The 26,875-nt window shown below is 52.2% G+C and carries 24 protein-coding genes and 4 pseudogenes; 17 read left to right on the plus strand and 11 right to left on the minus strand.

Going from position 1 to position 26,875, the window contains the following annotated elements; genetic code table 11:
- Positions 1–133 precede the first annotated feature (133 nt).
- The 5 genes from dacA to lipA all read left to right on the plus strand — a co-directional run bounded on the left by dacA (position 134) and on the right by lipA (position 4,883).
- The gene (dacA, locus tag AAYN39_RS05175) at positions 134–1,345 is read left to right on the plus strand and encodes a D-alanyl-D-alanine carboxypeptidase DacA (protein ID WP_000858714.1); all 1,212 of its coding nucleotides are present in this window, start codon (positions 134–136) and stop codon (positions 1,343–1,345) included.
- A gap of 107 nt (positions 1,346–1,452) precedes the next feature.
- Entirely contained in the window at positions 1,453–1,716 is a 264-nt protein-coding gene (gene ybeD / locus AAYN39_RS05180) for a DUF493 family protein YbeD (protein ID WP_000850547.1), read from the plus strand.
- A 99-nt stretch (positions 1,717–1,815) separates the two neighbouring features.
- A complete protein-coding gene (lipB, locus tag AAYN39_RS05185) occupies positions 1,816–2,457 on the plus strand; it encodes a lipoyl(octanoyl) transferase LipB (protein WP_000284017.1) in 642 nt (213 codons plus the stop codon).
- 301 nt (positions 2,458–2,758) lie between these two features.
- Positions 2,759–3,712, plus strand: coding sequence for a YbeF family transcriptional regulator (locus AAYN39_RS05190; protein WP_001282817.1), 954 nt, complete (start codon positions 2,759–2,761; stop codon positions 3,710–3,712).
- A gap of 205 nt (positions 3,713–3,917) precedes the next feature.
- Positions 3,918–4,883, plus strand: a complete 966-nt coding sequence (gene lipA, locus AAYN39_RS05195) for a lipoyl synthase (protein WP_000042640.1) — start codon at positions 3,918–3,920, stop codon at positions 4,881–4,883.
- Positions 4,884–4,969: 86 nt separating this feature from the next.
- Here lipA and tatE read toward each other — a convergent pair whose 3' ends face one another.
- Together tatE and AAYN39_RS05205 are read right to left on the minus strand one after the other, a co-directional pair.
- The gene (gene tatE, locus AAYN39_RS05200) at positions 4,970–5,173 is read right to left on the minus strand and encodes a twin-arginine translocase subunit TatE (protein ID WP_000503938.1); all 204 of its coding nucleotides are present in this window, start codon (positions 5,171–5,173) and stop codon (positions 4,970–4,972) included.
- Between the two features lie 127 nt (positions 5,174–5,300).
- Positions 5,301–6,088 (minus strand): annotated as a pseudogene (locus tag AAYN39_RS05205) (deaminated glutathione amidase).
- 90 nt (positions 6,089–6,178) lie between these two features.
- Between AAYN39_RS05205 and crcB the strand changes: the two are divergent.
- Positions 6,179–6,562, plus strand: a complete 384-nt coding sequence (gene crcB / locus AAYN39_RS05210; protein ID WP_000939753.1) for a fluoride efflux transporter CrcB — start codon at positions 6,179–6,181, stop codon at positions 6,560–6,562.
- A 57-nt stretch (positions 6,563–6,619) separates the two neighbouring features.
- Here crcB and cspE read toward each other — a convergent pair whose 3' ends face one another.
- Positions 6,620–6,829: a transcription antiterminator/RNA stability regulator CspE gene (gene cspE, locus AAYN39_RS05215; RefSeq protein ID WP_000034826.1), complete on the minus strand. Its 210-nt coding sequence runs from the start codon at positions 6,827–6,829 to the stop codon at positions 6,620–6,622.
- 187 nt (positions 6,830–7,016) lie between these two features.
- Positions 7,017–7,589 (minus strand): lipid IV(A) palmitoyltransferase PagP, encoded by a 573-nt coding sequence (pagP, locus tag AAYN39_RS05220; RefSeq protein ID WP_001784638.1) that lies wholly within the window; start codon positions 7,587–7,589, stop codon positions 7,017–7,019.
- Between the two features lie 378 nt (positions 7,590–7,967).
- On the opposite strand from pagP, the gene dcuC reads away from it, so the two are divergent.
- Positions 7,968–9,353 (plus strand): anaerobic C4-dicarboxylate transporter DcuC, encoded by a 1,386-nt coding sequence (gene dcuC, locus AAYN39_RS05225; protein ID WP_000958619.1) that lies wholly within the window; start codon positions 7,968–7,970, stop codon positions 9,351–9,353.
- A gap of 53 nt (positions 9,354–9,406) precedes the next feature.
- Here dcuC and dpiA read toward each other — a convergent pair whose 3' ends face one another.
- Both dpiA and dpiB read right to left on the minus strand, forming a co-directional pair.
- Positions 9,407–10,087: a two-component response regulator DpiA gene (gene dpiA, locus AAYN39_RS05230; protein WP_000138786.1), complete on the minus strand. Its 681-nt coding sequence runs from the start codon at positions 10,085–10,087 to the stop codon at positions 9,407–9,409.
- Entirely contained in the window at positions 10,056–11,717 is a 1,662-nt protein-coding gene (gene dpiB, locus AAYN39_RS05235; RefSeq protein WP_000121811.1) for a sensor histidine kinase DpiB, read from the minus strand. The genes dpiA and dpiB overlap by 32 nt, the downstream gene beginning before the upstream one ends.
- A gap of 384 nt (positions 11,718–12,101) precedes the next feature.
- Between dpiB and citC the strand changes: the two are divergent.
- The 9 genes and pseudogenes from citC to rnk all read left to right on the plus strand — a co-directional run bounded on the left by citC (position 12,102) and on the right by rnk (position 20,401).
- Positions 12,102–13,177, plus strand: a pseudogene (citC, locus tag AAYN39_RS05240) ([citrate (pro-3S)-lyase] ligase).
- Positions 13,174–13,470 (plus strand): citrate lyase acyl carrier protein, encoded by a 297-nt coding sequence (gene citD / locus AAYN39_RS05245; protein ID WP_000700679.1) that lies wholly within the window; start codon positions 13,174–13,176, stop codon positions 13,468–13,470. Before citC ends, citD begins: the two are co-directional and overlap by 4 nt.
- Positions 13,467–14,375 carry a citrate (pro-3S)-lyase subunit beta gene (gene citE, locus AAYN39_RS05250; protein ID WP_000622335.1) on the plus strand — a complete coding sequence of 303 codons (909 nt, stop codon included), beginning with the start codon at positions 13,467–13,469 and terminating at the stop codon, positions 14,373–14,375. The genes citD and citE overlap by 4 nt, the downstream gene beginning before the upstream one ends.
- Positions 14,376–14,384: 9 nt before the next feature.
- Positions 14,385–15,914, plus strand: coding sequence for a citrate lyase subunit alpha (gene citF, locus AAYN39_RS05255; protein WP_000192347.1), 1,530 nt, complete (start codon positions 14,385–14,387; stop codon positions 15,912–15,914).
- Positions 15,915–15,916: 2 nt separating this feature from the next.
- Positions 15,917–16,363 (plus strand): annotated as a pseudogene (gene citX / locus AAYN39_RS05260) (citrate lyase holo-[acyl-carrier protein] synthase); the annotation flags it as partial.
- The gene (gene citG, locus AAYN39_RS05265; protein WP_000982670.1) at positions 16,335–17,231 is read left to right on the plus strand and encodes a triphosphoribosyl-dephospho-CoA synthase CitG; all 897 of its coding nucleotides are present in this window, start codon (positions 16,335–16,337) and stop codon (positions 17,229–17,231) included. The pseudogene citX and the gene citG, both read left to right, overlap by 29 nt.
- Positions 17,232–17,268: 37 nt before the next feature.
- The gene (locus AAYN39_RS05270; protein ID WP_000059037.1) at positions 17,269–18,840 is read left to right on the plus strand and encodes an anion permease; all 1,572 of its coding nucleotides are present in this window, start codon (positions 17,269–17,271) and stop codon (positions 18,838–18,840) included.
- A gap of 109 nt (positions 18,841–18,949) precedes the next feature.
- Positions 18,950–19,756, plus strand: coding sequence for a ribonuclease I (gene rna / locus AAYN39_RS05275; protein WP_001092588.1), 807 nt, complete (start codon positions 18,950–18,952; stop codon positions 19,754–19,756).
- 234 nt (positions 19,757–19,990) lie between these two features.
- The gene (rnk, locus tag AAYN39_RS05280) at positions 19,991–20,401 is read left to right on the plus strand and encodes a nucleoside diphosphate kinase regulator (protein WP_000089748.1); all 411 of its coding nucleotides are present in this window, start codon (positions 19,991–19,993) and stop codon (positions 20,399–20,401) included.
- A gap of 82 nt (positions 20,402–20,483) precedes the next feature.
- On the opposite strand, the gene AAYN39_RS05285 is transcribed toward rnk, so the two are convergent.
- Entirely contained in the window at positions 20,484–21,722 is a 1,239-nt protein-coding gene (locus AAYN39_RS05285) for a zinc-dependent alcohol dehydrogenase (protein WP_000646123.1), read from the minus strand.
- Between the two features lie 222 nt (positions 21,723–21,944).
- Here AAYN39_RS05285 and uspG point away from each other — a divergent pair, with 222 nt between their 5' ends.
- A complete protein-coding gene (uspG, locus tag AAYN39_RS05290; RefSeq protein ID WP_000278499.1) occupies positions 21,945–22,373 on the plus strand; it encodes a universal stress protein UspG in 429 nt (142 codons plus the stop codon).
- 67 nt (positions 22,374–22,440) lie between these two features.
- Here uspG and AAYN39_RS05295 read toward each other — a convergent pair whose 3' ends face one another.
- From AAYN39_RS05295 to AAYN39_RS05310, 4 genes and pseudogenes are all read right to left on the minus strand, one after another.
- A complete protein-coding gene (locus AAYN39_RS05295; protein ID WP_000417104.1) occupies positions 22,441–23,208 on the minus strand; it encodes a dimethyl sulfoxide reductase anchor subunit family protein in 768 nt (255 codons plus the stop codon).
- Entirely contained in the window at positions 23,208–23,765 is a 558-nt protein-coding gene (locus tag AAYN39_RS05300; protein ID WP_001250378.1) for a 4Fe-4S dicluster domain-containing protein, read from the minus strand. Before AAYN39_RS05300 ends, AAYN39_RS05295 begins: the two co-directional genes overlap by 1 nt.
- Positions 23,762–26,041 carry a molybdopterin-dependent oxidoreductase gene (locus AAYN39_RS05305; protein WP_000064331.1) on the minus strand — a complete coding sequence of 760 codons (2,280 nt, stop codon included), beginning with the start codon at positions 26,039–26,041 and terminating at the stop codon, positions 23,762–23,764. The genes AAYN39_RS05300 and AAYN39_RS05305 overlap by 4 nt, the downstream gene beginning before the upstream one ends.
- Positions 26,034–26,594, minus strand: a pseudogene (locus tag AAYN39_RS05310) (molecular chaperone). Before AAYN39_RS05310 ends, AAYN39_RS05305 begins: the two are co-directional and overlap by 8 nt.
- Positions 26,595–26,875: the final 281 nt, after the last annotated feature.

A 26,875-nucleotide genomic window follows, 5' to 3' on the forward strand; every position in this document is an offset into this window, starting at 1 on the left:
TGCAGGTATCTGTACTGTCAATTTCTGTAAATGACATTAACAAAGTCACGCGGAAAGTCAGATGCCTGCCAGTTATGCTTTTGCTATAGTAGGGCTCTTTTTTAATTTCATCACGGACGTCGTAGTTCAGACCATGAAGACCACTTTTTCCGCTCGTTTTATGCAGCGCATGGCGCTCACCACGGCGCTTTGTGCCACGTTTATCTCAACCGCACATGCCGATGACCTGAATATCAAAACTATGATCCCGGGTGTTCCGCAGATCGATGCGGAATCCTACATCCTGATCGACTACAACTCCGGCAAAGTTCTGGCGGAACAAAACGCCGACGAACGTCGCGACCCGGCTAGTCTGACGAAGATGATGACCAGTTACGTCATCGGACAGGCAATGAAAGCGGGTAAATTTAAAGAAACCGACCTGGTTACCGTCGGTAATGACGCCTGGGCCACCGGCAATCCGGTATTTAAAGGCTCTTCGCTGATGTTCCTCAAACCGGGAATGCAGGTACCGGTCTCTCAGTTGATACGCGGCATCAATCTGCAATCCGGCAATGACGCCTGTGTGGCGATGGCTGATTTCGCCGCCGGTAGCCAGGATGCTTTCGTCGGGCTGATGAACAGCTATGTGAACGCGTTGGGGCTGAAAAATACCCACTTCCAGACCGTACACGGCCTGGACGCCGACGGACAATACAGTTCAGCTCGCGATATGGCGCTGATTGGCCAGGCGTTAATTCGAGATGTGCCGAACGAATATGCCGTTTATAAAGAAAAAGAGTTCACCTTTAACGGCATTCGCCAGTTAAACCGTAACGGTCTGCTGTGGGATAACAGCCTGAATGTGGACGGCATCAAAACCGGCCATACCAGCAAAGCGGGCTATAATCTGGTCGCTTCCGCAACCGAAGGCCAGATGCGATTGATTTCCGCCGTAATGGGCGGACGGACCTATAAAGGCCGTGAAACAGAAAGCAAAAAACTGCTGACGTGGGGCTTCCGTTTCTTTGAAACCGTTAATCCGCTGAAGGCTGGTAAAGAGTTCGCCTCTGAACCCGCCTGGTTTGGTAATACCGATCGCGCCTCGCTGGGCGTCGATAAAGACGTTTACCTGACGATCCCTCGCGGTCGCATGAAAGATTTGAAAGCGAGCTATGTACTGAATACCGCAGAACTGCACGCGCCGCTGCAGAAAAACCAGGTGGTCGGCACCATCAACTTCCAGCTGGACGGTAAAACCATCGAGCAGCGTCCGCTGGTCGTACTGCAAGAGATCCCGGAAGGGAACTTCTTCGGTAAAATCATTGATTACATTAAATTAATGTTCCATCACTGGTTTGGATAAAAATTGAACGCTTGAAAGTGTGATTTTCGTCCCCATATACTATGCATCAGTAAAACTCCCGCCCTGTGGCGGGAGTTGTTATTTTTTTACGTAATGCCGGAGCTGACATGAAAACCAAACTTAACGAACTGCTTGAATTCCCTACGCCATTTACTTACAAAGTAATGGGGCAGGCGTTACCTGAGCTGGTTGATCAGGTGGTTGAAGTGGTACAGCGCCATGCGCCTGGTGATTACTCTCCGACGGTAAAACCGAGCAGCAAAGGCAACTACCACTCGGTCTCTATCACCATTAATGCCACCCATATTGAACAGGTTGAAACGTTGTACGAAGAACTGGGTAATATTGATATCGTGCGAATGGTATTGTAATACATCCAGACGGTTACCCGGTCTTATCCGGGTAACTCCCCGCCTCCCCCGCTGTGATATACTTTCCTCTCTTTTTTCATTCTCTACGGAGATGCCGTTTTGTATCAGGATAAAATCCTTGTCCGCCAGCTCGGCCTTCAGCCCTATGAAGCTATCTCTCAGGCCATGCATAACTTTACCGATATGCGCGATGAAAACAGCCATGATGAAATCTGGTTGGTTGAGCATTACCCGGTGTTTACCCAGGGCCAGGCCGGTAAAGCGGAACATATATTGATGCCTGGCGATATTCCCGTTGTGCAGAGCGATCGTGGAGGACAGGTGACCTATCATGGTCCGGGCCAACAGGTAATGTACGTTTTACTTAACCTGAAACGACGTAAACTGGGCGTGCGTGATTTAGTCACCCTACTTGAACAGACCGTGGTGAATACGCTGGCTGAAATGGGTATTGAGGCGCATCCGCGCGCCGATGCGCCGGGCGTCTACGTGGGTGAAAAGAAAATCTGCTCGCTGGGTTTACGTATCCGTCGCGGCTGCTCATTCCACGGTTTAGCGCTAAACGTTAACATGGATCTTTCTCCTTTCCTACGCATCAACCCGTGTGGTTATGCCGGCATGGAAATGGCTAAAATAACGCAGTGGAAGGAAGACGCTACCACAGATAATATTGCGCCCCGCTTGCTGGCGAATATTTTAGCTCTGCTAAATAATCCACCGTATGAATATATTGCTACTTAATGCGTAAAATATAATGGCCCAAGAAATTTATGGGTCATTAATCATATATGATTTGAATGCTTTACTTCTCCCCCCGCTTTCTATATTTTCGTTATATCCCTGCTGTAGCCGCCAGGCGGCATGGCCTCTTCAGTCCTCATGATGAGGAATTTTCCGTGAACAAAATCCCGGCCTTGCTGTTACTTATCTTATTGAAATGACTAAAAATACATTCATAAGAGTAATTTTAAAACCAACTCATAAATGCAAAATATACTATTTAATCTATTATTCATAATACGAATGAATTCGGAGCCAGAGCGTGAGTGATAATAATCAGGCAGAAAGACAACCGGCCGATCAACACCTACAAGACAAACCGCAAATTTTCAGAACACTGAGAAATATTGACCTCAATCTGTTGACGATTTTCGAGGCCGTATATGTCCATAAAGGGATCGTCAATGCAGCGAAAATTCTTAACCTGACGCCGTCAGCCATCAGCCAGTCCATTCAAAAATTACGGACTATATTTCCCGATCCGCTGTTTATTCGCAAAGGCCAGGGCGTAACGCCCACGACGTATGCTACGCATCTGCACGAATACATCAGCCAGGGGCTGGAATCTATTCTTGGCGCCCTGGATCTTACGGGCAGCTATGATAAGCAACGCACCATTACAATTGGCACGACACCTTCGGTCGGCGCGCTAGTGATGCCGATTATTTACCAGGCCATCAGGCCGCGTTATCCTCAGCTTTTGCTGCGCAACATTCCGGTAGACGATGCCGAAAGCCAGCTTAGTCAGTTTCAGACCGATCTCATTATCAATACCCATAGCTATAACAACCGGAGCATCCAGCATCACGTCCTGTTTAGCGATACGCTTGAGATTGTCTGCCGCCAGCATCACCCGTGTCTGGCGAACGCCATTACTGAAGAGAGACTGAACAGCGCGGATCACACCTTTCTGATGCTGGAGGGACAACATCTTTCCCTCCTGCGCCAGCGACTGCAGGAGACATTTCCCGATCAGCAAATCAGTTTTAGCAGCTACAATATTTTTACCATTGCCTCGCTGATCGCCAGCAGCGATCTGCTGGGACTGATGCCCACCCGCTTCTACGACTTATTTAGCCGTTGCTGGCCGCTTGAACGCCTTCCCTACGCGCCGGTGAATAGTGAACAGGTCGAGTTCTCGCTGCATTACAATAAACTGAGTCTGCGCGATCCGGTGCTGGAGAACGTCATTGATATCATCCGTGAGGCGTTCTGACAAAAATGTTGCATTCAGGTCACGGAAGATATGGGCAAACAGCACAAAACAACAACTATTTTACATTTTGCCGGGCTGTCAGGCTGCTTTATGGCCCTTATCAATGATATACTGCGTGTCACAAATTCAAAAATAGTTGATAAATACAACTTTCCCTTGAATTGAAACGCTTTCCTTCGTTATTCGCAACTGGAACACGCACGCTATGAGTAAACCCATTGTGATGGAACGCGGTGTAAAATACCGCGATGCCGATAAGATGGCTCTTATCCCGGTTAAAAATGTGGTCACAGAGCGCGACGCTCTACTACGTAAACCGGAATGGATGAAAATAAAACTTCCGGCGGATTCTACCCGTATCCAAGGCATCAAAGCCGCAATGCGCAAAAATGGCCTGCATTCTGTCTGTGAGGAAGCGTCTTGCCCAAACCTGGCTGAATGTTTCAACCACGGTACCGCTACGTTTATGATCCTTGGCGCCATTTGCACTCGCCGCTGTCCGTTCTGTGATGTCGCCCATGGCCGCCCCGTTGCGCCGGATGCGGAAGAGCCGCAGAAACTGGCGCAAACGATCGCCGACATGGCGCTACGCTATGTGGTCATCACCTCTGTCGACCGTGACGATCTGCGTGACGGCGGCGCCCAGCACTTTGCTGACTGCATCACCGCCATCCGCGCCAAAAGCCCGGAGATAAAAATAGAGACCCTGGTGCCAGACTTCCGTGGACGTATGGATCGCGCGCTGGATATTCTTAACGCGACGCCGCCGGATGTGTTTAACCACAACCTGGAAAACGTGCCGCGTATTTACCGCCAGGTTCGTCCGGGCGCCGATTACAACTGGTCGCTGAAATTACTGGAACGCTTCAAAGAAGCGCACCCGGAAATTCCGACAAAATCGGGTCTGATGGTGGGCTTAGGCGAAACCAATGCGGAAATCATTGAGGTTATGCGCGACTTACGCCGTCACGGCGTTACCATGCTGACGCTTGGTCAGTATCTACAGCCAAGCCGCCATCACCTGCCGGTACAGCGTTATGTCAGCCCGGAAGAGTTTGACGAGATGAAAGCAGAAGCCCTGGCGATGGGCTTTACCCATGCCGCCTGTGGCCCCTTTGTACGTTCTTCGTACCATGCTGATCTCCAGGCCAAAGGCATGGAAGTGAAATGATCGTGTAATAGACGCTTACATTTCAGGCAAAAAAAAACCGGCAACTCGCCGGTTTTTTTACTCTGCGGAGCAAGCGCATTGCGCTATTACTCTTTATGCGAGAGTTTTTCAGCCTGAACGCTACCGTCGACGTCTTTCTTAACGCCCGCGTCTTCATCGTTCATTGCTTTCTTGAATCCTTTAATCGCCGTGCCCAAGTCTCCGCCCAGCGTACGTAACTTCTTGGTACCAAACAGCAGAACAACCAGTGCGGCAACCACCAGCAGTTTGGTAATACTAATCTCACCCATAGATACCTTCTTCACTAAAAACAGGCTGCGTAACGCGCCGGATTAACCTGAGAATATTAACGGTCTTTCGACGCGCGCACACAATAGCAATCTGTAACAAGGTGAATCAAGCTTTGCGTAAAAAACATCATAATAATTGCGGTGGCGCAAATCGTCGTTGCTGCAAAAGAGGAAGTTGCTCCCGCACCTGGTCTATTCGTTCTCTGAATATTTCCGCGACGATCAGCGCCGGACGATCGGCTGCCGCGGCTATCGTTACCCCCAACGGTCGATAATACGACTTTGACCAATATTACGATTACCACACTCCCCGGCCGCAATCATATAGCAGGTGGTATCCAGCGCTCTCGCCGCCAGCAGCGTCGACCACTGCTGCTCTTTCAACGGGCCGCGAACCCAGCCCGTCGGCAGCGCCAATACGTCAGCCCCCTGTAAAGCCAGCGCTAACGCCATATCCGGAAAGCGCAGGTCATAACAGGTCATAAGACCCACCTTAACCCCCTCCACGTCCAGCACAGGCGCGATAACGGTTCCGGCATCAATACTTTGGGATTCTTGCATCGAAAACGCATCATAGAGATGCAGCTTCGCGTAACGCGCGACAATGTGACCCGCCCGTAGCGCCACCAGCATATTAACCGCCCGTCCAGGCGTTGACGGGACAAGGATAGTGAATATCGTCGTCATATTATTATGAGCGCTTTCTTCCAGAAGCCGCGTCATAAACGCGCCATCCAGCGGCTGCGCGGCGCGAATCGGCAGGTCAAGGTCGATGTCATCTCGCGCTAATATCCCCTCAGGCAACACCAGAAGCGATACGCCGCGGCCCGCCGCCTGAGCCATTAACGAAACGCAAACTTGCACATTCTCTTCCCATACAGAACTCACCACAAACTGCCCGGCTGCAACGAACATATCCCCTCCCACACCTCTGTCAGGACTCGCCAATTATGCGTGTTCGGCGTTACACTCCTCTTGTATAGCAATTAAATAAAGGATTCGGCAGTGTTACAGCTTCTTTTAGCAGTTTTTATTGGCGGTGGAACGGGGAGCGTAGCCCGGTGGATGCTCAGTATGCGTTTTAATCCGCTTCATCAGGCGATTCCCATCGGTACGCTAACAGCAAATTTACTTGGCGCGTTTATTATCGGCATGGGGTTCGCCTGGTTTAACCGCATGACACATATCGATCCGATGTGGAAAGTGCTCATTACGACCGGCTTTTGCGGCGGCCTGACGACCTTTTCTACTTTTTCTGCCGAAGTGGTATTCTTGCTGCAAGAGGGGCGCTTTGGCTGGGCGCTGCTGAATGTGCTGATTAACCTGTTGGGTTCGTTTGCCATGACGGCGCTGGCATTCTGGCTATTTTCCGCCGCCGCAGCGCGTTAAGCGCAAAAAAAACCCGCCGAAAGGGCGGGTTTTGAAATCTTGCTGTCGGACGTATGCTTACAGAGCAGTTACGTTTGCAGCGGAAGGGCCTTTGGCACCGTTAGTGATTTCGAACTCTACGCGCTGACCTTCAGCCAGAGTTTTAAAACCATTGGTCTGGATTGCAGAGAAGTGTACAAACACGTCTTTGCTGCCATCTTCCGGAGTAATGAAACCGAATCCTTTGGATTCATTAAACCACTTAACGTTACCTTTAATCTTAGACATCAAAATTACCTTTACATGAAAAATAGACACAAATGCTGTATCGGATACCAGTACAACAATTGTGATGCATTTTGTCCAGTCGAACTTTGCGAAAAAGTGATAAATATCGCGTTAATTTTTAGCTAACCCTATCTACTTATTGTTTTTTAAGGCTTTTTAATTCACAACAGAACAATGCCCTTCTCCGTCAAAACTGGAAACGCATCCAGGCAAAATAGACGTTTCCGTTGTTATACGAACCCGGAATGTAGGTCATCTGAAAGGTAGCGGGACCATAGCCTATCGACGCTAAAGGCAACAGCACAGGGATGGGAATATAATTCCAGTTGTCGCGCGCGGTAACGCCTGCGGTAAAGCCCAGTCCCAGACGAAAATTATCGTCTTCCAGCGGTCGCCAGGTTTTTTCCCAGCCATAACCGCCTATGGGTTCCCATTTGTTAAATGAATCTTTAAAGGCCATCATATAGAGGCCATGCCAGTTGCCTTTATCGTCCCAGCGCGACTGACCAAAACCAACGCCCCACGGCCGTTCGTTATAGCGATCCGTTTTCTCTTTATCGTAGGCAAAGCGCGCATGCCAGGTAATGGCGGGGACATACAAATCATAATACTCAGGCTGTCGCCACGTTTCTGCGACGTTATCGGTAAACGTGTTAAACCACCCTTTATCCGCCGCAGAGACTGAAGGAATAGCCAGCCATGGCATAACAAGGAGAGCAATAATAAGAAAATACTTTCTGATGATCATCGCAACATACATACCGTTCAAAAATTCGACTGTGATAATAACAACATTAACCTGAATAAAATCTTAACAAACTATAAACAGAGAATAATCTGAGAGAGTATCGGGTTAACGGCGTTTGATTTAGCACTCAGAACCGTCACGCGCTCCTTAATAAGCTTTCACAAAAAACACAAAACAAAGCACAACAAATAAAACAATAAAATAACAATAAATTAATACTTATAGCGCTACAGAAAATTTGTATAAACATATTTCATCTTTAGTGATGACATGAAAAAATAACCGCGCCGTGATTTTAATCAGTAAGGCGCCATCCTTTATTCGGTACATTTTTATACCACTTTTGTGGTTCTTATTTTTACTCTGGGTGTCGATAAGACAGGGGAAACAATGCTAACAGTTATAGAGCTCCTTATCGGAGTCGTCGTTATTGTGGGTGTAGCACGCTACATCATTAAGGGATATTCCGCCACTGGCGTTTTATTTGTCGGCGGTCTGGTTCTGCTTATTATCAGCGCGCTGATGGGGCATAAGGTATTACCTGCCAGCGAAACCAGTACCGGCTATACCGCAACAGATATTGTTGAATACATCAAAATTTTGCTTATGAGTCGCGGCGGCGATCTTGGCATGATGATCATGATGCTGTGCGGCTTTGCCGCCTATATGACGCATATCGGCGCAAATGATATGGTCGTGAAGCTGGCGTCGAAACCTTTACAGTATATAAACTCGCCCTACCTGTTGATGATTGCCGCCTATTTTGTCGCCTGCCTGATGTCGCTGGCCGTCTCTTCCGCGACGGGGCTTGGCGTACTGCTCATGGCTACTCTCTTCCCGGTGATGGTCAACGTCGGCATTAGCCGCGGCGCGGCGGCGGCTATTTGCGCTTCGCCGGCCGCCATCATCCTCTCGCCAACGTCTGGCGATGTGGTTTTAGCCGCAAAAGCGGCGGAGATGCCGTTAATCGATTTCGCGTTCAAAACCACGCTGCCGATTTCCATCGCCGCCATTATCGGTATGGCGATTGCGCATTTTTTCTGGCAACGCTATCTGGATAAAAAAGAGAACATTTCACATGAGATGCTGGACGTGGCGGAGATTACCACCACGGCCCCGGCGTTTTATGCCCTTTTGCCGTTCACGCCCATTATCGGCGTACTGATTTTTGACGGTAAATGGGGGCCGCAGTTGCACATTATTACCATTCTGGTCATCTGTATGCTGCTGGCCGCCGTGCTGGAATTCGTGCGCGGCTTCAACACGCAAAATGTGTTTTCCGGCCTGGAAGTGGCTTATCGCGGCATGGCGGATGCGTTTGCCGGCGTTGTGATGCTGCTGGTCGCGGCGGGCGTTTTCGCCCAGGGGCTGAGCACCATTGGCTTTATCCAAAGTCTGATCTCGATTGCCACTTCTTTTGGGTCCGCCAGCATTATTCTGATGCTGGTCTTAGTGATTTTAACCATGCTGGCCGCGATGACCACCGGTTCAGGCAATGCGCCTTTTTACGCCTTTGTTGAGATGATCCCTAAACTGGCGCACTCCTCCGGTATCAACCCAGCCTATTTATCCATCCCAATGCTGCAAGCCTCAAACCTGGGGCGCACGATTTCGCCGGTCTCCGGCGTCGTGGTCGCTGTCGCCGGGATGGCTAAAATATCACCGTTTGAAGTGGTGAAGCGCACGTCCGTTCCGGTCATCGTCGGTCTGTTGATCGTCATTATCGCTACGGAAATTATGGTGCCAGGCGCCTCTTCCGCCGTCACCGGCGGCTGATAGCCGGTAAGCCGGGGCGAGGGAAAACATCGCTCCGGCATCTTAAAGCGGGCTTAGCCGCCGTGATAAATACGCTGCGGCCTGCCCACTTTGCCATGAATAATCTCTGCGACAATCAGGTGCCGACTCGCGCAATATTCCAGGTAGCGTCGGGATGTGGTGCGGCTTATCGTTAAGGCCTGCGCGACCGTTTCAGCCGTATGGCGTACGGTTGGATCGGCAAACAGCTTCATCACCGCATTAAGGGTTAAGGCATCAATACCTGTCGGCAAATCCCCTTTCGGTTCGCCGCGCGCATAGGCGTTGAACATTTCATCTATCTGCTTCTGGCTTGCGCTATCCGCGCTCGCCAGCATACGTCTGCGCTGTTGATAACGGGTCAGCGTCTGCCCCAAACGCTCATAAGCAATAGGTTTGACCAGATAATCAAACGCGCCGCTACGTACCGCTTCCGCTACCGTCTCCATGTCACTGGCGGCGGTCGTAAACACGACGCCGCCGGGATAGCGCGACTGCATTAATTCATGCAGCAGCGTAATCCCCTTCCCATCCGGCAGATAATTATCCAACAGAATTAATCCAGGTTTGAACCGGTCAATCATCATTCTCGCCTGCGCCAGATTGCCCGCCAGCCATATCTGGTTAAAGCCAGGAATATGGCGGATATATTCTGCGTGCATTTCCGCCAGCAGCGTTTCATCCTCAACGATCAATAGGGTTAATGGTTCTGTCATCGTTTTTTTTCACTTTCGGAAGGAATAAAGAAAATAAGGTGCCACAAGGATCATTGTCTTCCAGCGTAATGACCCCGCCACAGCGCCCCACATAACTTGCAATCAGATATAACCCGATACCATGCTCACCGGGTTCGTCAGCTCGGGTACTTACGCCCTGCTCAAAAATTTTTTCCCGCAGCGCTTCAGGAACGCCGCAGCCCTGGTCGGCGACCTCTATCACCACCTCGTCGCCCTCGTCGCTCAGGAAAAGTTCGATGGTATTGTCGCCTTCCTGTGTACGTAAACTCGCCTCAAACGCGTTATCCAGCAGATTCCCGACGATGGCGGCGAACTCCGTGCTATCCAGCCCCTCCGGCAGTTGATGTAACTGGCTGCCGGGAACAATCACCATCTTGAGCCCCAGTTCACGCGCGCGCTGAACTTTGCCAAACAGCAAACCGGCCACCTGACGATCGGCGAAGGCGCCGCGTAAACTATCAATAAGTTGCTGCTGCGCCTGCGATTCGCCCTGCACCATCTCTCTGACCCGATCATACTCTTTCATTTGCAGCAGGCCGTTCAGAGTCGACATCCAGTTCAGGTGCTCATGGCGTAGCGTGCGCAGGCTCTCAACATACTGTTTAATCTGGGTTAGCTGCGCGTTCAACGTCGCGATTTCATCTTTGCTGCGAAAACTAATAATAGCGCCCAGCAGCTCCTCGCCGGAACGGATAGCCTCACGATTGGCGATGACGCTCAGGCCATTGAAGTTGGCCATCACGTCCTGGCGTCTTTCTGCGATCTGGCAGGTAAAAAAGTCTGCCGGATTGACGACTTCCGCTATCAGCTTGCCCAGCCACTGACGCCCCGGCGACGGCAGCCCCAACATTTTTCTCGCATTGCGGTTAATCGCGGTGATATGTCCCTCCGGATCAACGGCGATCAGCCCTTCATAAACCGAGCTAAATAACGCCTCCTGCTGGCGTACCACGCGCGCAATCTGTTTCGGCTCCATGCCCAGCATTTGTCGGCGGATATGCGCGGCGAAAAACCAGGAAAGCAGCATTAATACCACCAGCAACAGGACAAAAACCCCCGCCATCGGTAATAAGAAGTCCAGCCGCCAGGAGTCGATTTTACTGACCAGATAGCCAATTGAAACAACGCCGATCACGTTGCCTTCGTTGTCAAAGATAGGCGTTTTGGCGCGCATCGCCATCCCTATTGAGCCCTTACCGGTAATGAAATAACTTTCTCCTCTTTCCAGCGCGCCGGGTTTCGTAAACTGCATGGGATAGCCGATTTTTTCCGGATTCGGATGGTAAAGCCGGATCGAGTGGCGATCGCCTATCACCACATAGTCAAAATCCGTCCCGCGCTGCAGTTTATTCGCAATTATCGCCAGGCGTTTATAGTCCCGGTTTTTTACGGCAGCGATAATGCTGTCGTTAGAAGCAATAATTTTTGCCTGATTCATCGCCATGTCACGAACATGGGACGCCAGATAATCTTCGAAACTGGCAGACAAATATTGTGCTAACGCTGCCACGATGAAAACAGAAACCACCAGAATGAGCAGAAAAATACGTAACGGAAACGCGAGTTGCCGAAAAAAAGGAAACAGCTTTTTATTTTTCTGATAGGACATTAAGGTTCCTTATGGGTATTTCTCTACAGATTTATCGCAAATGTAATAAAAATGTTTTGAGTATCTTGAAGCATATAAAAACCAATCGTTACAGATTCCCCACATTAAATCAATTAAACAACTAAAACCCACTGCCGGAATGGCGATTAAATTAATTAAAAAACTTAAAACCATAAAACACTTAAAAACCATCTAACGCTTTGTGAAATAAATCAAAATTTACCACCAAAATACTCCTTACGATGTATACGTCAGAGAGAAAAATAAATAACTCGTCATAAAAATACTCCCACTCTGACTGAAAAGAAAAAGTTATCAAGTTGCAACACAACGCAACATATACAGAAAAGTGGCAACAAGCATATCACCAGGATATTTCTTACTATGTTTGGCAATAATGTATTCACTCGGGTAAAACGCTCTGAAAATAAAAAATGGCGGAGATCGCTCACTTTCTCAAAGAGAATGATTTAAGCGTCGATACCACTGTAGAAGTGTTTATTACCGTCAGCCGTGATGACCGTCTTATTGCCTGCGGCGGTATTGCCGGAAATATCATTAAATGCGTGGCCATTAGCGAATCAGTACGCGGTGAAGGCTTAGCGTTAACGCTGGCGACGGAATTGATTAATCTCGCCTGGGAACGGCACTGCACCCATCTTTTTATTTATACCAAAACGGAATACGAAGCGCTGTTTAAACAGTGCAGCTTTTCGACGATAGCCAGCGTCCCTGGCGTGATGGTCTTAATGGAAAATAGCGCGACCCGGTTGAAACGGTATGCGGAATCGCTGGCGACATTGCGTCACGAGGGAAAGAAAATTGGCTGTATTGTGATGAACGCCAATCCTTTCACGCACGGCCATCGCTATCTGATCCAACAGGCGGCGGCACAGTGCGACTGGCTGCATCTGTTCCTGGTCAAAGAAGATACGTCACGCTTTCCCTATGAAGACCGACTCGATCTGGTCCTTAAAGGGACTACCGATATCCCGCGCTTAACCGTTCATCGCGGCTCCGAATACATTATTTCTCGTGCGACGTTCCCCTGCTATTTCATTAAAGAGCAGAGCGTCATTAATCACTGTTATACCGAAATCGACCTGAAGATTTTCCGCCAGTATCTGGCGCCCGCGCTTGGCATCACACACCGCTTTGTCGGTACGGAGCCGTTTTGTACCGTTACCGCCCAGTACAACCTTGATATGCGTTTCTGGCTGGAGACGCCAACGCTTCCCGCCCCACCCATTACGCTGGTGGAAATAGAGCGGCTTTGCTTCCAGGAGACGCCGATATCCGCCTCCTGGGTACGCAAGCTGCTGGTTAAACACGATCTCACGGCTATCGCGCCGCTGGTTCCCGACGCCACCCTGCGCTATTTGCAGGGCATGGTCGAACGCCATCCGGGCAGCGCGGCAGCCCGTCAAAAGTCCCCCGTATTAGCAACAGGTGAAAAATGAAAATAAACCAGCTAGCCGTCGCAGGCACGCTTGAGTCCGGCGATGTGATGATACGCATTGCGCCGCTCGATACGCAGGATATTGACCTGCAAATTAACAGTAGCGTTGAAAAACAGTTTGGCGAGGCCATTCGCGCCACCATCCTGGAGGTGCTTTCTCGCTACGACGTGCGCGGCGTACAACTGAACGTCGATGATAAAGGCGCTCTGGACTGCATTTTGCGCGCCCGACTGGAAACGCTACTGGCGCGCGCCAGCGGTATTGCCGCTCTGCCCTGGGAGGATCGCCAATGATTTCCGCCTCTCTGCAACAACGTAAAACCCGCACCCGCCGCAGTATGTTATTCGTACCGGGCGCCAACGCGGCGATGGTGAACAATTCGTTTATCTACCCGGCCGACGCGCTGATGTTCGACCTGGAAGACTCCGTTGCATTACGCGAAAAAGACGCGGCGCGCCGTCTGGTATATCACGCGCTGCAACATCCGCTTTACCGTGACGTCGAAACCATCGTCCGCGTGAATGCGCTGGACTCCGAATGGGGCGTCAACGATCTGGAAGCGGTCGTGCGCGGCGGCGCGGACGTGGTGCGTTTACCGAAAACCGACACCGCGCAGGACGTCATTGATATCGAAAACGAAATTCTGCGCATTGAAAACGCCTGCGGTCGCGAACCGGGCAGTACCGGCCTGTTAGCCGCCGTGGAATCGCCGCTGGGTATTACCCGCGCGGTAGAAATCGCCCACGCCTCTGAACGGTTGATCGGGATTGCGCTGGGCGCGGAAGACTATGTTCGCAACCTGCGCACCGAACGCTCTCCGGAAGGCACCGAACTGCTGTTCGCCCGCTGCGCCATTTTGCAGGCCGCGCGTTCCGCCGGCATTCAGGCCTTCGATACCGTCTATTCCGACGCCAACAACGAAGCCGGTTTCCTGCAAGAAGCCGCCCACATTAAACAGTTGGGCTTTGACGGTAAGTCACTGATCAACCCCCGCCAGATAGAACTGCTGCACAACCTTTATGCGCCGACGCGTAAAGAGGTCGCCCATGCGCGTCTGGTCGTTGAGGCCGCAGAAGCCGCCGCCCGCGAAGGTCTCGGCGTCGTTTCCCTTAACGGCAAGATGGTCGACAGCCCGGTGATTGAACGCGCCCGTCTGGTGCTCTCCCGTGCAGAACTTTCCGGTATTCGCGAAGAATAAGGCAAAAAAATGACGCAGAAAAATGAATCTCAACGCCAGGATCGCGTAGTAGCCTGGAGCCGTCACGCTGAAAGCGAACTGAGCGCTTACCAAAGTGCGGCAAAATTGGATCTACAAGCGCAAAAACCGCGCGACCACAAACTGTGCGCCAGCCTGGAAGAGGCCATCCGCCGTTCCGGTTTACGCGACGGCATGACGCTTTCCTTTCACCACGCTTTTCGCGGCGGCGATCTGACGATTAACCTGGTGATGGAAACCATCGCGAAGATGGGCTTCAAAAATCTGACCCTGGCCTCCAGCTCGCTGAGCGACTGCCACGCGCCGCTGGTTGAACACATTCGTAACGGGGTGGTCAGCCGCATCTACACGTCAGGCCTGCGCGGCCCGCTGGCGGAAGAAATTTCTCGCGGCCTGCTGGCTGAGCCGGTTCAGATTCACTCCCACGGCGGTCGTGTGCATCTGGTACAAAGCGGCGAACTCAATATTGATGTTGCGTTTCTTGGCGTGCCCTCCTGCGATGAATTCGGTAATGCTAACGGTTATACCGGCAAAGCCTGTTGCGGTTCTCTGGGCTACGCGATGGTGGATGCCGACAGCGCGAAGCAGGTCGTGATGCTGACGGAGCAACTGCTGCCGTATCCGCATAACCCGGCAAGCATCGCTCAGGATCAGGTTGATCTGATCGTGCAAATCGAAGAAGTCGGTGATGCAAACAAAATCGGCGCTGGCGCGACCCGCATGACCACTAATCCGCGTGAACTGCTGATCGCCCGCAGCGCGGCGGAAGTCATTGCTCACTCCGGCTACTTCAACGAAGGTTTCTCCCTGCAAACCGGCACCGGCGGCGCATCGCTGGCGGTCACCCGCTTCCTGGAAGACAAAATGCGTAGCCGCAACATTGTGGCTAATTTCGCGCTGGGCGGTATCACCGCCACCATGGTCAACCTGCATGAAAAGGGCTTAATCCGCAAACTGCTTGACGTGCAGAGCTTCGATCGTAACGCTGCGCAATCTTTGGCCCGCAACCCGAACCATATCGAAATCAGCGCTAACCAGTACGCCAACTGGGGCTCTAAAGGCGCTTCCGTCGACCGTCTGGACGTGGTGGTACTGAGCGCGCTGGAAGTAGACACCCACTTCAATGTTAACGTGCTGACCGGCTCCGACGGCGTTCTACGCGGCGCGTCCGGCGGTCACTGCGATACCGCCGTCGCGGCGGCGCTGTCCATCATCGTCGCGCCGCTGGTGCGCGGTCGCATCCCAACGCTGGTTGATAACGTCACCACCTGCGTCACACCGGGCTCCAGCGTTGACATTCTGGTCACCGATCACGGTATCGCCGTCAATCCGGCGCGTCCGGAGTTGGCTGAACGCCTGAAAGCAGCGGGAATGAAAGTGGTATCGATTGAGTGGCTGCGCGAACGCGCGCAACTGCTTACCGGTCAGCCCCGCCCTATCGAATTCACCGACCGCGTGATTGCTGTCGTGCGTTATCGCGACGGTTCAGTGATCGATGTGGTGCATCAGGTGAAGGAATAAGCCACGCCACTCCACTGGTCTCCTTTACCGTGGTGGCGCCAGGCCCGATGAAAGACAGCGCGTTAACCCGCCGGATCTTTAATCACGGCGTGACTGCCCTGCACACGCTGGCAGAAGAGTATGGCTGGACCATCCGGGAGCAGGCTGCACTGGCTTCCGCCAGCGGGCCGGAAGGGTTGCTGGCGATTGACGCGCCCGCTCAGGCGCTCAAACAGGCGACCATCGCGCTGGAACAGCGTTATCCACTGGGGCGCCTGTGGGATATCGATGTCCTGACGGCGGAAGGCGAAATACTCTCTCGCCGCCATTTCGCGCTTCCCGCTCGCCGCTGTCTGCTGTGCGGGCAAAGCGCGGCTGAATGCGCGCGGGGTAAAACCCACGCGCTGACTGATTTACTGACTCATATGGAGGCGCTGCTGCATGATGCCGATTCCCGTCAACCCGACTAACGCCTCCATTCAGCCTCAGTCGCTGTATGACGCCTGGGCCGATTTGGCCTGGCGCGCCATGCTGACCGAGGTAAATTTATCGCCAAAACCCGGTCTGGTAGACCGACTAAACTGCGGCGCGCACAAAGATATGGCGCTGGCGGATTTTCACCGCAGCGCGGAGGCGATTCGACACTGGCTGCCGCGCTTTATGGAATATGGCGCCAGCTGCACGCGCCTGCCACCAGAGTCAGTTCTGGCGGGCCTGCGTCCATTGGGGATGGCCTGTGAAGCAGCGATGTTTCGCGCAACGGCGGGCGTCAATACCCATAAAGGCAGCATTTTCTCGCTGGGGTTACTGTGCGCCGCCATTGGCCGCCTGTATCAGCTACGCCAGCCGATCGCCGCAGAAACACTCTGCGCTACCGCCGCCGATTTTTGCCGCGGCCTGACCACGCGCGAACTGCGCCAGAACAACCTACAGCTCACCGCAGGCCAGCGGCTGTATCAGCAACTGGGATTAACCGGCGCGCGCGGTGAAGCGGAAGCGGGCTATCCGCTGGTCATCCGCCACGCGTTGCCGCACTACCGCGCATTGCTGGCGCAGGGGCGCGATCCGGAACTGGCGCTGCTTGATACCTTACTGCTGCTGATGTCGCTTAACGGCGATACCAACGTCGCTTCGCGCGGCGGGGCGGACGGTCTGCGCTGGTTACAGCAGCAGGCGGCGGTCTTATTACATCAGGGCGGCATACGGACGCCTGATGATCTCGTTTATCTCCACCGGTTCGATCAGCAATGCATTGAACGCAATCTCAGCCCAGGCGGTAGCGCCGATCTGCTGATCGTGACCTGGTTTTTAGCGCAAATTTCGCAAGTTAATCATTAACACAATTATAGAAAATATCCTTTCCGGAGAGTCATTTATGTCTTTATCCAAAGATAATATATGGAAGTTGTTGGCCCCATTAGTGGTGATGGGCGTCATGTTGCTAATTCCTGTTCCAGATGGTATGCCGCCGCAGGCCTGGCACTATTTTGCGGTTTTCGTCGCGATGATTGTCGGTATGATCCTGGAGCCGATCCCGGCGACAGCGATCAGTTTTATCGCCGTAACCATTTGCGTTATCGGCAGCAATTACCTGCTATTTGACGCTTCAGAACTGGCCGATCCGGCGTTTAAAGCCAGTAAACAGGCGCTGAAATGGGGGCTTGCCGGTTTCTCCAGCACCACGGTCTGGCTGGTTTTCGGCGCGTTTATTTTCGCGCTGGGCTACGAAGTGACCGGACTGGGGCGCCGCATTGCGCTGTTTCTGGTAAAATTCATGGGTAAACGCACGCTGACGCTCGGCTATGCGATTGTCATTATCGATATTTTGCTGGCGCCGTTTACTCCCTCCAATACGGCTCGTACCGGCGGGACTGTCTTCCCGGTTATCAAGAACCTGCCGCCGCTGTTTAAATCGTTTCCAAACGATCCTTCCGCACGCCGCATCGGCGGTTATTTGATGTGGATGATGGTGATCAGTACCAGCCTGAGCTCTTCGATGTTTGTCACTGGCGCGGCGCCAAACGTGTTAGGTCTGGAGTTCGTCAGCAAGATCGCCGGGGTCCAGATTAGCTGGCTGCAGTGGTTTCTCAGCTTTCTGCCGGTAGGGATTATTTTACTGATCGTTGCGCCGTGGCTCTCCTATGTGCTTTATAAACCTGAAGTGACCCACAGTGCGGAAGTCGCGGCCTGGGCTGGCGGCGAGTTAAAAAACATGGGGCGTCTGTCCCGCAAAGAGTGGACGCTGATTGGCCTGGTGCTGCTTAGCTTAGGATTGTGGGTTTTTGGTGGAAAAATCATCAACGCCACTGCCGTGGGTCTGCTGGCCGTCTCGCTGATGCTGGCGCTGCATGTTGTGCCGTGGAAAGATATTACGCGCTACAACAGCGCCTGGAACACCCTGGTGAACCTCGCTACGCTGGTGGTCATGGCCAATGGCTTAACCCGCTCCGGCTTTATTGACTGGTTCGCCAATACCATGAGTACGCATCTGGAAGGTTTCTCGCCGGATGCAACCGTCATTGTACTGGTACTGGTACTGGTACTGGTACTGGTACTGGTACTGGTACTGGTACTGGTACTGGTACTGGTACTGGTACTGGTACTGGTACTGGTACTGGTACTGGTACTGGTACTGGTACTGGTATTCTATTTCGCGCACTATTTGTTCGCCAGTCTTTCCGCTCACACCGCGACCATGCTGCCGGTCATTCTGGCGGTGGGTAAAGGCATTCCGGGCGTTCCGATGGAACAACTGTGTATTCTGCTGGTGCTGTCTATCGGTATCATGGGCTGTCTGACGCCGTATGCCACCGGCCCTGGTGTGATTATCTACGGCTGCGGTTACGTGAAATCCAGAGACTACTGGCGGCTTGGCGCAATCTTTGGCGTTATCTATATCGCAATGCTGTTGCTGGTGGGCTGGCCGATTCTGGCAATGTGGAATTAAACATTACGCCAACGTAGGTTAAAAATGATGCCGTTCAGGTTCACCTGAGCGGCATTTTTTATGATTAAATGAGTAACATTCATAATGTCTATAAATTATCGAATTCATCATGAACACAATATGGCATTACAGTCCGCTGCTGGCTGTCCTCTTAACCCCGATTTTTGCCGCCAACGCCGACGAACTTCAGGCGCAACAGTACGGTGATTTCACTGACTATGTGCTGGCGCTTTCCTGGCAAACCGGTTTTTGTCAAAGCCAGCATGAACGCCGCCATCGGGAACCCGATGAGTGCCGTCTGCAAAAAGAGCCAGCCAACAAAGCAGACTTTCTGACCGTCCACGGCCTGTGGCCAGGATTACCCAAATCTATCGCCGCACGCGGTGTTGACCAGAGACGCTGGCAGCGCTTTGGTTGTGCGACGCGGCCAATCCCGAATCTGCCTGAAGTCAAGGCCAGCCGGAAATGCTCCGCCCCCGCCCCCGGACTTTCGCCTGACATCGCGACAGCGCTTAAGGAAGTGATGCCCGGCGCGGGGGGGAATTCCTGTCTGGAGCGCTACGAATATGCCAAACATGGCGCCTGTTTCGGGTTTGATCCCAATGCCTATTTCGGCACCATGATACGGCTGGATAAGGCGATAAAAGACAGCGCGCTGGGGCAGTTTCTGGCGGATAATTACGGCAAGACCGTTAGCCGCGCTGAGTTTGATAGCGTCGTCGCACAAACGTGGGGCCAGGATAATGTCAAAGCCGTTAAAGTAAACTGCCATGGCAATCCCGCCTATTTAACAGAGATTCAGTTTTCATTAAAGGCGTCGATGATTAACGCCCCGCTCTCCTCTGCCTCATTCCAGCCGCAGCCGCATCCCGGCAACTGCGGGAAACAGTTTATTATCGATAAAGCCGGTTATTGACGAAGCAGAGGTTTAAAACCGTAGCCACATTTGAGAACACGCCCGAATGTAGACTAAAATTCACTCAGGGCTATGACGTTTGAGGATTTACCCGAATGTGAACTAAATCACTTCAAAGACGGGGTAAGTCTCAGTATCATCATGAGAGTTAAACCCTCGCCGCCAGACGGTGAGGGTTTTCTTTTGGGACCATTTACCTGCACTACTCGCAGTATCGATGACATGGAGTAAGAAATGTCCAGACCCACTATTATCATTAACGACCTTGACGCCGAACGTATTGATCGTCTTCTGGAACAGCCTGCGTATGCGGATCTGCCGATTGCCGACGCGCTCAACGCCGAACTGGATCGCGCGCAAATGTGTTCGCCACAAGAGATGCCGAACGATGTCGTCACCATGAACAGCCGCGTTAAATTCCGCAATTTGAGCGATGGTGAAACACGCGTGCGGACGCTGGTGTACCCCGCCAATATGACGGACAGCAGTACCCAGCTTTCGGTAATGGCGCCCGTCGGCGCGGCGTTGCTGGGACTGCGCGTCGGCGACACCATTCACTGGGAACTGCCGGGCGGCGCCTCCACCCATCTCGAAGTGCTGGAACTCGAATATCAGCCTGAAGCCGCGGGCGACTTCCTGCGTTAAACCATCTGCATAAGCGTTAATGCGTTTACACAGAGGATGCCTGCGCATCCTCTTTCCGTTAGCTCTTTCATTTCTGCCTGCTTCAGACAACGCCGCCTGGCATCGGGTTGATTACTCCCGTCGCCTGTTTCTGCGCCGCTTGTGCCGACATCGCTCCCGGCACCAGGATAACCTTCCGGCACTCTTCTTCGCGTTTTTCGAAAATTTCGTAGCCGCGCGCCGCCTCTTCAAACGGCATATAGTGCGTGACAATCTCCTCCGGCTTCAGCAACCCTTTTTCAATAAGCGGTAATAATTCCCCCAGCCACGCGTGAACATGGGTTTGACCCATTTTAAAAGTTAGCCCCTTATCAAAGGCGTCGCCGAATAAAAAGCCGTGAATAAAACCGGCATACACGCCGGGCACGCTGACCACGCCGCCGCGTCCTACCGCCGCGATACATTGTCGCAGCGCTTTGCCGCTGCTGCCTTCCAGTTTAAGGTTCGTCAGCACCGTCTCCGTCATGCTGCCTTTCGCTTCAAAGCCTACGGCATCAATTACCGCGTCCACGCCGCGGTGTCCTGCCGTCTGCTCGATGATTTTTTCCGCCGGATCGTTCTCATCATCGAAGTTGATCGGTATCGCGCCGTAACGTTCTTCGGCGAAACGCAGGCGCCAGGCGTGGTGATCAACGACGAAGATCTGCTCCGCGCCCAGCAGTCGCGCACAGGCGATAGTCAGTAATCCTACCGGCCCTGCGCCAAAAACCGCCACGCTGGAACGTTGCTGAATCTGGGCATTTTTTGCCGCCTGCCAGGCGGTAGGCAAAATATCAGAAAGAAACAGCGCTTTATCGTCAGATAACAGCGGCGGCACCTTAAATGGACCGACATTACCTTTTGGCACGCGAACATATTCGGCCTGTCCGCCGGGAACGCCGCCATACAGATGGCTATAACCAAACAGCGCCGCCGGCGGCGGGATCTGTTTTTTATTCATCGCCGCGCCGTGTCCGTCGTTAGTGTTTTCACACGCTGAATATTGCTGTAGTCGACAGAAAAAGCAGTCGCCACAAGCAATGACGAACGGGATAACAACCCGATCCCCTTTCCGAATATTCTTCACATCATGTCCGGTTTCCACCACCTCGCCCATAAATTCATGGCCGAAAATATCACCATGTTTTACCTGTGGGATCTTGCCGCGATAGAGATGCAAATCAGATCCGCAAATCGCGGTGGCGGTAACACGCAAAATGATATCGTCAGGCTGCTCAATGCCGGGATCGGGTACGTTTTCAACCTTTACGTGATGTGGACCGTGATACGTCAATGCTTTCATGCAGCCTCCGGGGTAACGGTGAATGTTGCGTTCGACTATAAAAGGGTAGCTATCCCGGAGAGACTACCGGAAAAACAGGCGGCTTTAGGATTTTTCCTGGAAAATACACGACTTTTTTAACGTCAGGTTGTCGCAATATTTAAAATTGCCAGACAAATAGCAGAAAGAAACATTATTATATGCTTGAATAAATTCAGTATTGATTAACAGGGAGTAACGGGTATGTATAAGACAATCATTATGCCGGTTGATGTTTTTGAAATGGAACTTAGCGATAAAGCCATTCGCCACGCTGAGTTTCTGGCGCAACAGGATGGCGTCATTCATCTGTTGCATGTACTGCCTGGGTCCGCGAGCATGAGTCTGCACCGCTTTGCCGCCGACGTGCGTCGCTTTGAAGAACATTTACAGCATGAGGCGGAAACGCGTCTGCAAACGATGGTGGGACACTTCAGTATCGATCCTTCACGAATTAAAACGCATGTTCGCTTTGGTAGCGTGCGCGATGTCGTCAATGAGATGGGCGAAGAACTGGATGCGGATGTCGTGGTAATCGGTTCGCGTAATCCGTCTATCACGACACACCTGTTGGGGTCTAACGCCTCAAGCGTGGTGCGCCATGCGACGCTGCCAGTATTGGTTGTGCGTTAACCCTGGTGGCTAAAAACTGACACGCCCTGCCAGGTCACGCCTGGCAGGGCTTTTTACTGCATCATCGTTAGTACAAATGCCCGATATTCACAATAGTACTCACCGTGTCGCCAAAAAAGACCAGCCGACTCAGAAATACGCCAACGAATAACAAGACGAACAGGAGTTTCGGGCGCGAATCACCGTGACGGCTGGCGACAAAAGCGAGCGCAAGGCAAACCAGGCTTGCCAGATAAAACGGGGAAGCCAGCCATGAACGCGCCGTCATCTGCATGACCGTTCCCCCGCTTAACCACACCAGCGGCGCCGCGATAAGTACCGCGATACACACCACAATTCCCTGGCGTAACGCAGGAACGGCAGGCCTGAGTCTTAACAGCGGAATCGCCGCGCAACCCATGACCCATACCGTAATAAAAAATAACAGCATGGTAAATCCATTAGCGATAGCTACCATCGCTGGCGCGGCGTAGGTCATCCCCTGCACCGCCACCAGTAACACGCCGAACACGGAGGCGATAAGAGCCATCGCTTTATGTCCCTTTGCCAGGAACGTTACGCCGACCGCTGCGCCAAACAACGTGGCGCCAAGGATTTCCCGACTTAACCAGGCATGTCGCAGGTTAATCAGCGCATTATAAGCGCGATCGGGATGCGCCAGATGCAGAATCGCGGCAATAGACGCCAATGCCAGCACCAGCCCGGTGGCCAACCAATAGAAACGCTGGCCTTCCACTTCACCACGCAGCGTACGCCATGTCAGTACCAAAGCCATCCCGACAGACATCTGGCTTAATACCGTAAAAAACACCAGCGGCAGTTCATATTTTTCCATTACTTGTCCTCCGGCTGCTTAGGCTGGCGCGCCAGAATAAAGCGCGTTCCTGGATTGAGCTGTGGCATATGCGGGAACCCTGGCGGATACTGCACCGCATTATCGGGCACAGGATCGGCATCCAAATCGATAATCGACAAGGCGCCCACCGGACAGGCGTTCACGCACGCCGGATTCATACCGATATCAAGACGCTCGTAGCATATACTGCATTTTTCCGCTTTACGCGTCTCTTCATTAAAACGCGGCGCGCCATAAGGACAGTTACGAATACAGTTTTTACAGCCGATGCAGCGCTCAGGGTTATGCACCACCACGCCATCTTCACGTTTGGTATAGGCTTCGACCGGACAGGCGGCGACGCAGGCCGGATGTTCGCAGTGGTTACAGGCCAGCGAGTAAAACGCCCGCTCTTCATGTGGATAGATGTCTTTATCCAACGGATAAACGTAGCGCCAGAAGCGATCCGGCTCCAGTTGGTTAAAGCTTTTACACGCCATAGCACAGCCGCGGCAGCCGATGCACTTATCGCTATTCACTAAAAACGCACGTCTCATGCTACGGATTCCCCTTTACCGATCAATACAACGTCAGCAAACTGACTGTGGATAGCGGCGCCCGGCGCGCCAGTTTTCATCAGCCCCATATCAGCAGGCGTATCGGCCACGACGTTTTGCACGTTGTACTGCCGTTTCGGGAACCACGCTTCATACATCACCAGAAAATCTTCCGGCACGTTGGTGGTGACTTTTGCCCGCAGTTCCACCTCGCCAATGTTGTTGAAAACTTTGACCCGGTCATTTTCGCTAATGCCTTTTTTCTTCGCGGAAGAAGGATGGATATAAACAAACGGTTCCGGATAGAACACCTGCATCCAGTCCAGGTTGATAAACTGCGAGTGCAGGCCAAACTGCACGTGCGGCGTAAACAGATGGAAAGGCAGTTTGCTCTCGGCTTCCGGTTTGTATTCCGGCAGCGCGGTGTGGCCGTTTTTCTCCGCCAGTTCAGATTTAAATTCATACTTGCCTGACGGCGTTTTGAACTTGCGATCGTACCAGGCGGCAGAGCTTGGCAGGATCGCTTTTTTTGGCCCGTCCAGCAGATCGTCCCAGGAAGAGATGCCGAACATTTTCGCCATACCGTCGTTGAACTCCTGATCCAGCCAGCGCTTGTGATCGAACTCTTGCGGGAAGGTACAGGAACCCGGCGCCATCTTATTAATGGTGCGCGACAGCATGGTAGCGATTTCAAGGTCGCATTTTGCTTCATACATCGGCTTAATCGCCGGCTGATTAATGGAAAGCCAGTAGTGCCAGTAAGAAGCATCCACGTTCCACTCTTCAAACGCGGTGGTAACGGGCAGCACGATATCAGCGTGTTGCACCGTTTCGTTGAAGAACTGATCGGCGCAGACCACCATTTCCAGTTTTTCAAACGCTTTTTTCATCTTGCTGCGATCGAAATCCTGGGCAAACGGGTTTTTACAGGCGACCCACAGCATACGAACCGGCGGATCGTTGGCCTCCAGAATCCCCTGCGCCGTCTGGTTAATATTCAGAGAGCGATCGGAGTACTGCACGGCGTCGCTGCCAGCGGCAGCCCCGAATTCACTGGTGGTGCCCGCCGCTCCCGGTATGCCAATAGCGCCCACCGGCGGCTTCTGCAGCATGGCGTTATAGTTAAAGCCCCAGGTATGCAGATGGCCATAACGCGCGCCGCCGCCTTCGACACCGATGTTGCCGGACATAGCGACAAAGGCATCGATAGCGCGAACGTTGGCGCCGCCGTTGACATGACGCTGCATCCCGTAACCAATCCAGGCCGTGGCCGGGTTAACCGCCGTAAACTCTTCCGCCAGTTGACGAATCACCTGTGCCGACAACCCGCAGATTTCTGCCGCCCACTCCACGGTTACATGGTTACGCAGATAGGCTTCAAATTCCGGATAGCCATGAGCGTCGTTGTTGACAAAATCCTGATCCACCAGGCCCTTATCCACCAGATGGCGCGCCATCCCCAGCGCCAGCGCGCCGTCTGAGCCAGGCCGTACGCGCAGGTAGAGATCGGCTTTGGCGGCAGTCTGCGACAGCAGCGGGTCGATAACCACGACCTTCGCCCCTTTCTCGCGCGCCTGATAGATATATTTCATGGAGTGCATTGAGCACCAGGCTGGGTTCGCGCCCCAGATAATGATGTATTTTGCTTTCACCATATCTTCCGGGTCGTTACACCACATGTCGCCCATGTCGTAGTTTTGCGCGTCAATACCGGCAGGCCAGCACGGCGTACCGGCAAAACGGGTGGTATAGCCAAGCGAGGACATCATCCCTTCAACGGCATAGTTCAGCACGCCAAACTTACCGGAATATTTGGTCAGCGCCAGACCGAGCATAGAACTGTCTTTTTTCTTAATCTCCAGCATTTTGGCGGCAATACGCTGCATCGCCTCTTCCCATGAGATGCGACGCCAGTTGCCGCTACCGCGAACGTCCTGCGCCATGGGATATTTAATACGATCGGGACTATAAACCCGGCGCGGATAGCTCAACCCTTTGACGTAAGGCGTACCGTGAGTAAATGTTGATTCCGGCGCACCTTCCACGAAAGTAATGACCCCGTCCTTTACCCACGTCTTGAGGCTACAGGTGTCATAGCAGTTACGCGGACACGCGTTACGATAAATTTTGTACGTTTTAGGGTTAAAGGGAACAGGCGGCTGCGCAAGCGCGCATCGGGAGGTCAGTAATCCTCCGGGTAAAGCCGCAACGGTGCCCAGCGCCACTATCCCCTTTAAAAAAGAACGTCTGTTCAGATGTCCCGTCTCATTACTCATATTGATACTCTCGTTTTAATTCATCAAACCAATAAAATAAGATGTCCGCCACCGTATATAACGTGGTCGTTTATGCATGAGTTTTTATTTTTTCGATATATAATGGCACCCACTTTGTTAAATAGTTATTGATATATTGAGTGAGGGTAGAGCAGTATTGTGACGTTTGCCGGGTATTAGCCAGTAATAGTGTGGTCAATTCCAGCACGCAGGAAATATGATCGTCAGGAATATTGCTTTCCTGATTAACCGATAATCCCAACGCTGCCATAAAATCCCGTATCTCCAGCGTCGCCTTTCCCATCACCAGCGCATCCTCTTCCAGATACACTGAAGCGAAAGGCGCAGCCAGCAGCTTGCCAGGGCCGACGAATAGCGCATTAAAGTCATACTCCGCTTCCAGCCACGCCCGGTCGGTAAGGTTTACCGCAGCAGATGGATTTAATCTCACGTAGGCAGATTTCAGTGAATGACTATCATGAGAATTAAAAAAATCACGCAATGTAAGCCCTGTTTTTTCTAATTCCGTCAGTGATTCATAGATTGAATCCATGAATAAATAACCTCACATACAAATGCAATATAAATCAAGAAAAAAGAATGGGCATGTTAACGGAAGCGCTTAATCTTTCTTTGATAAAAAAACAGAAAAATTCCAGTTAAATCCGTAGAAGACTTTTTTATTGTTTCAAAGTTTAAAAACAGAAGACCGTTGAAATAATAAATATCCTCCGGCATAGCCGGAGGTTTTTCTGATGCGCCTGTAAGGCTCTCTTACCAGCCGCGCCCTAACAGGCGCATACGATCTGACATTTGCATCAAACTTCGTTACTT

The sequence above is a fragment of the Salmonella sp. K21076 genome (assembly GCF_039650795.1).
Taxonomy (GTDB): Bacteria; Pseudomonadota; Gammaproteobacteria; order Enterobacterales; family Enterobacteriaceae; genus Salmonella; species Salmonella enterica.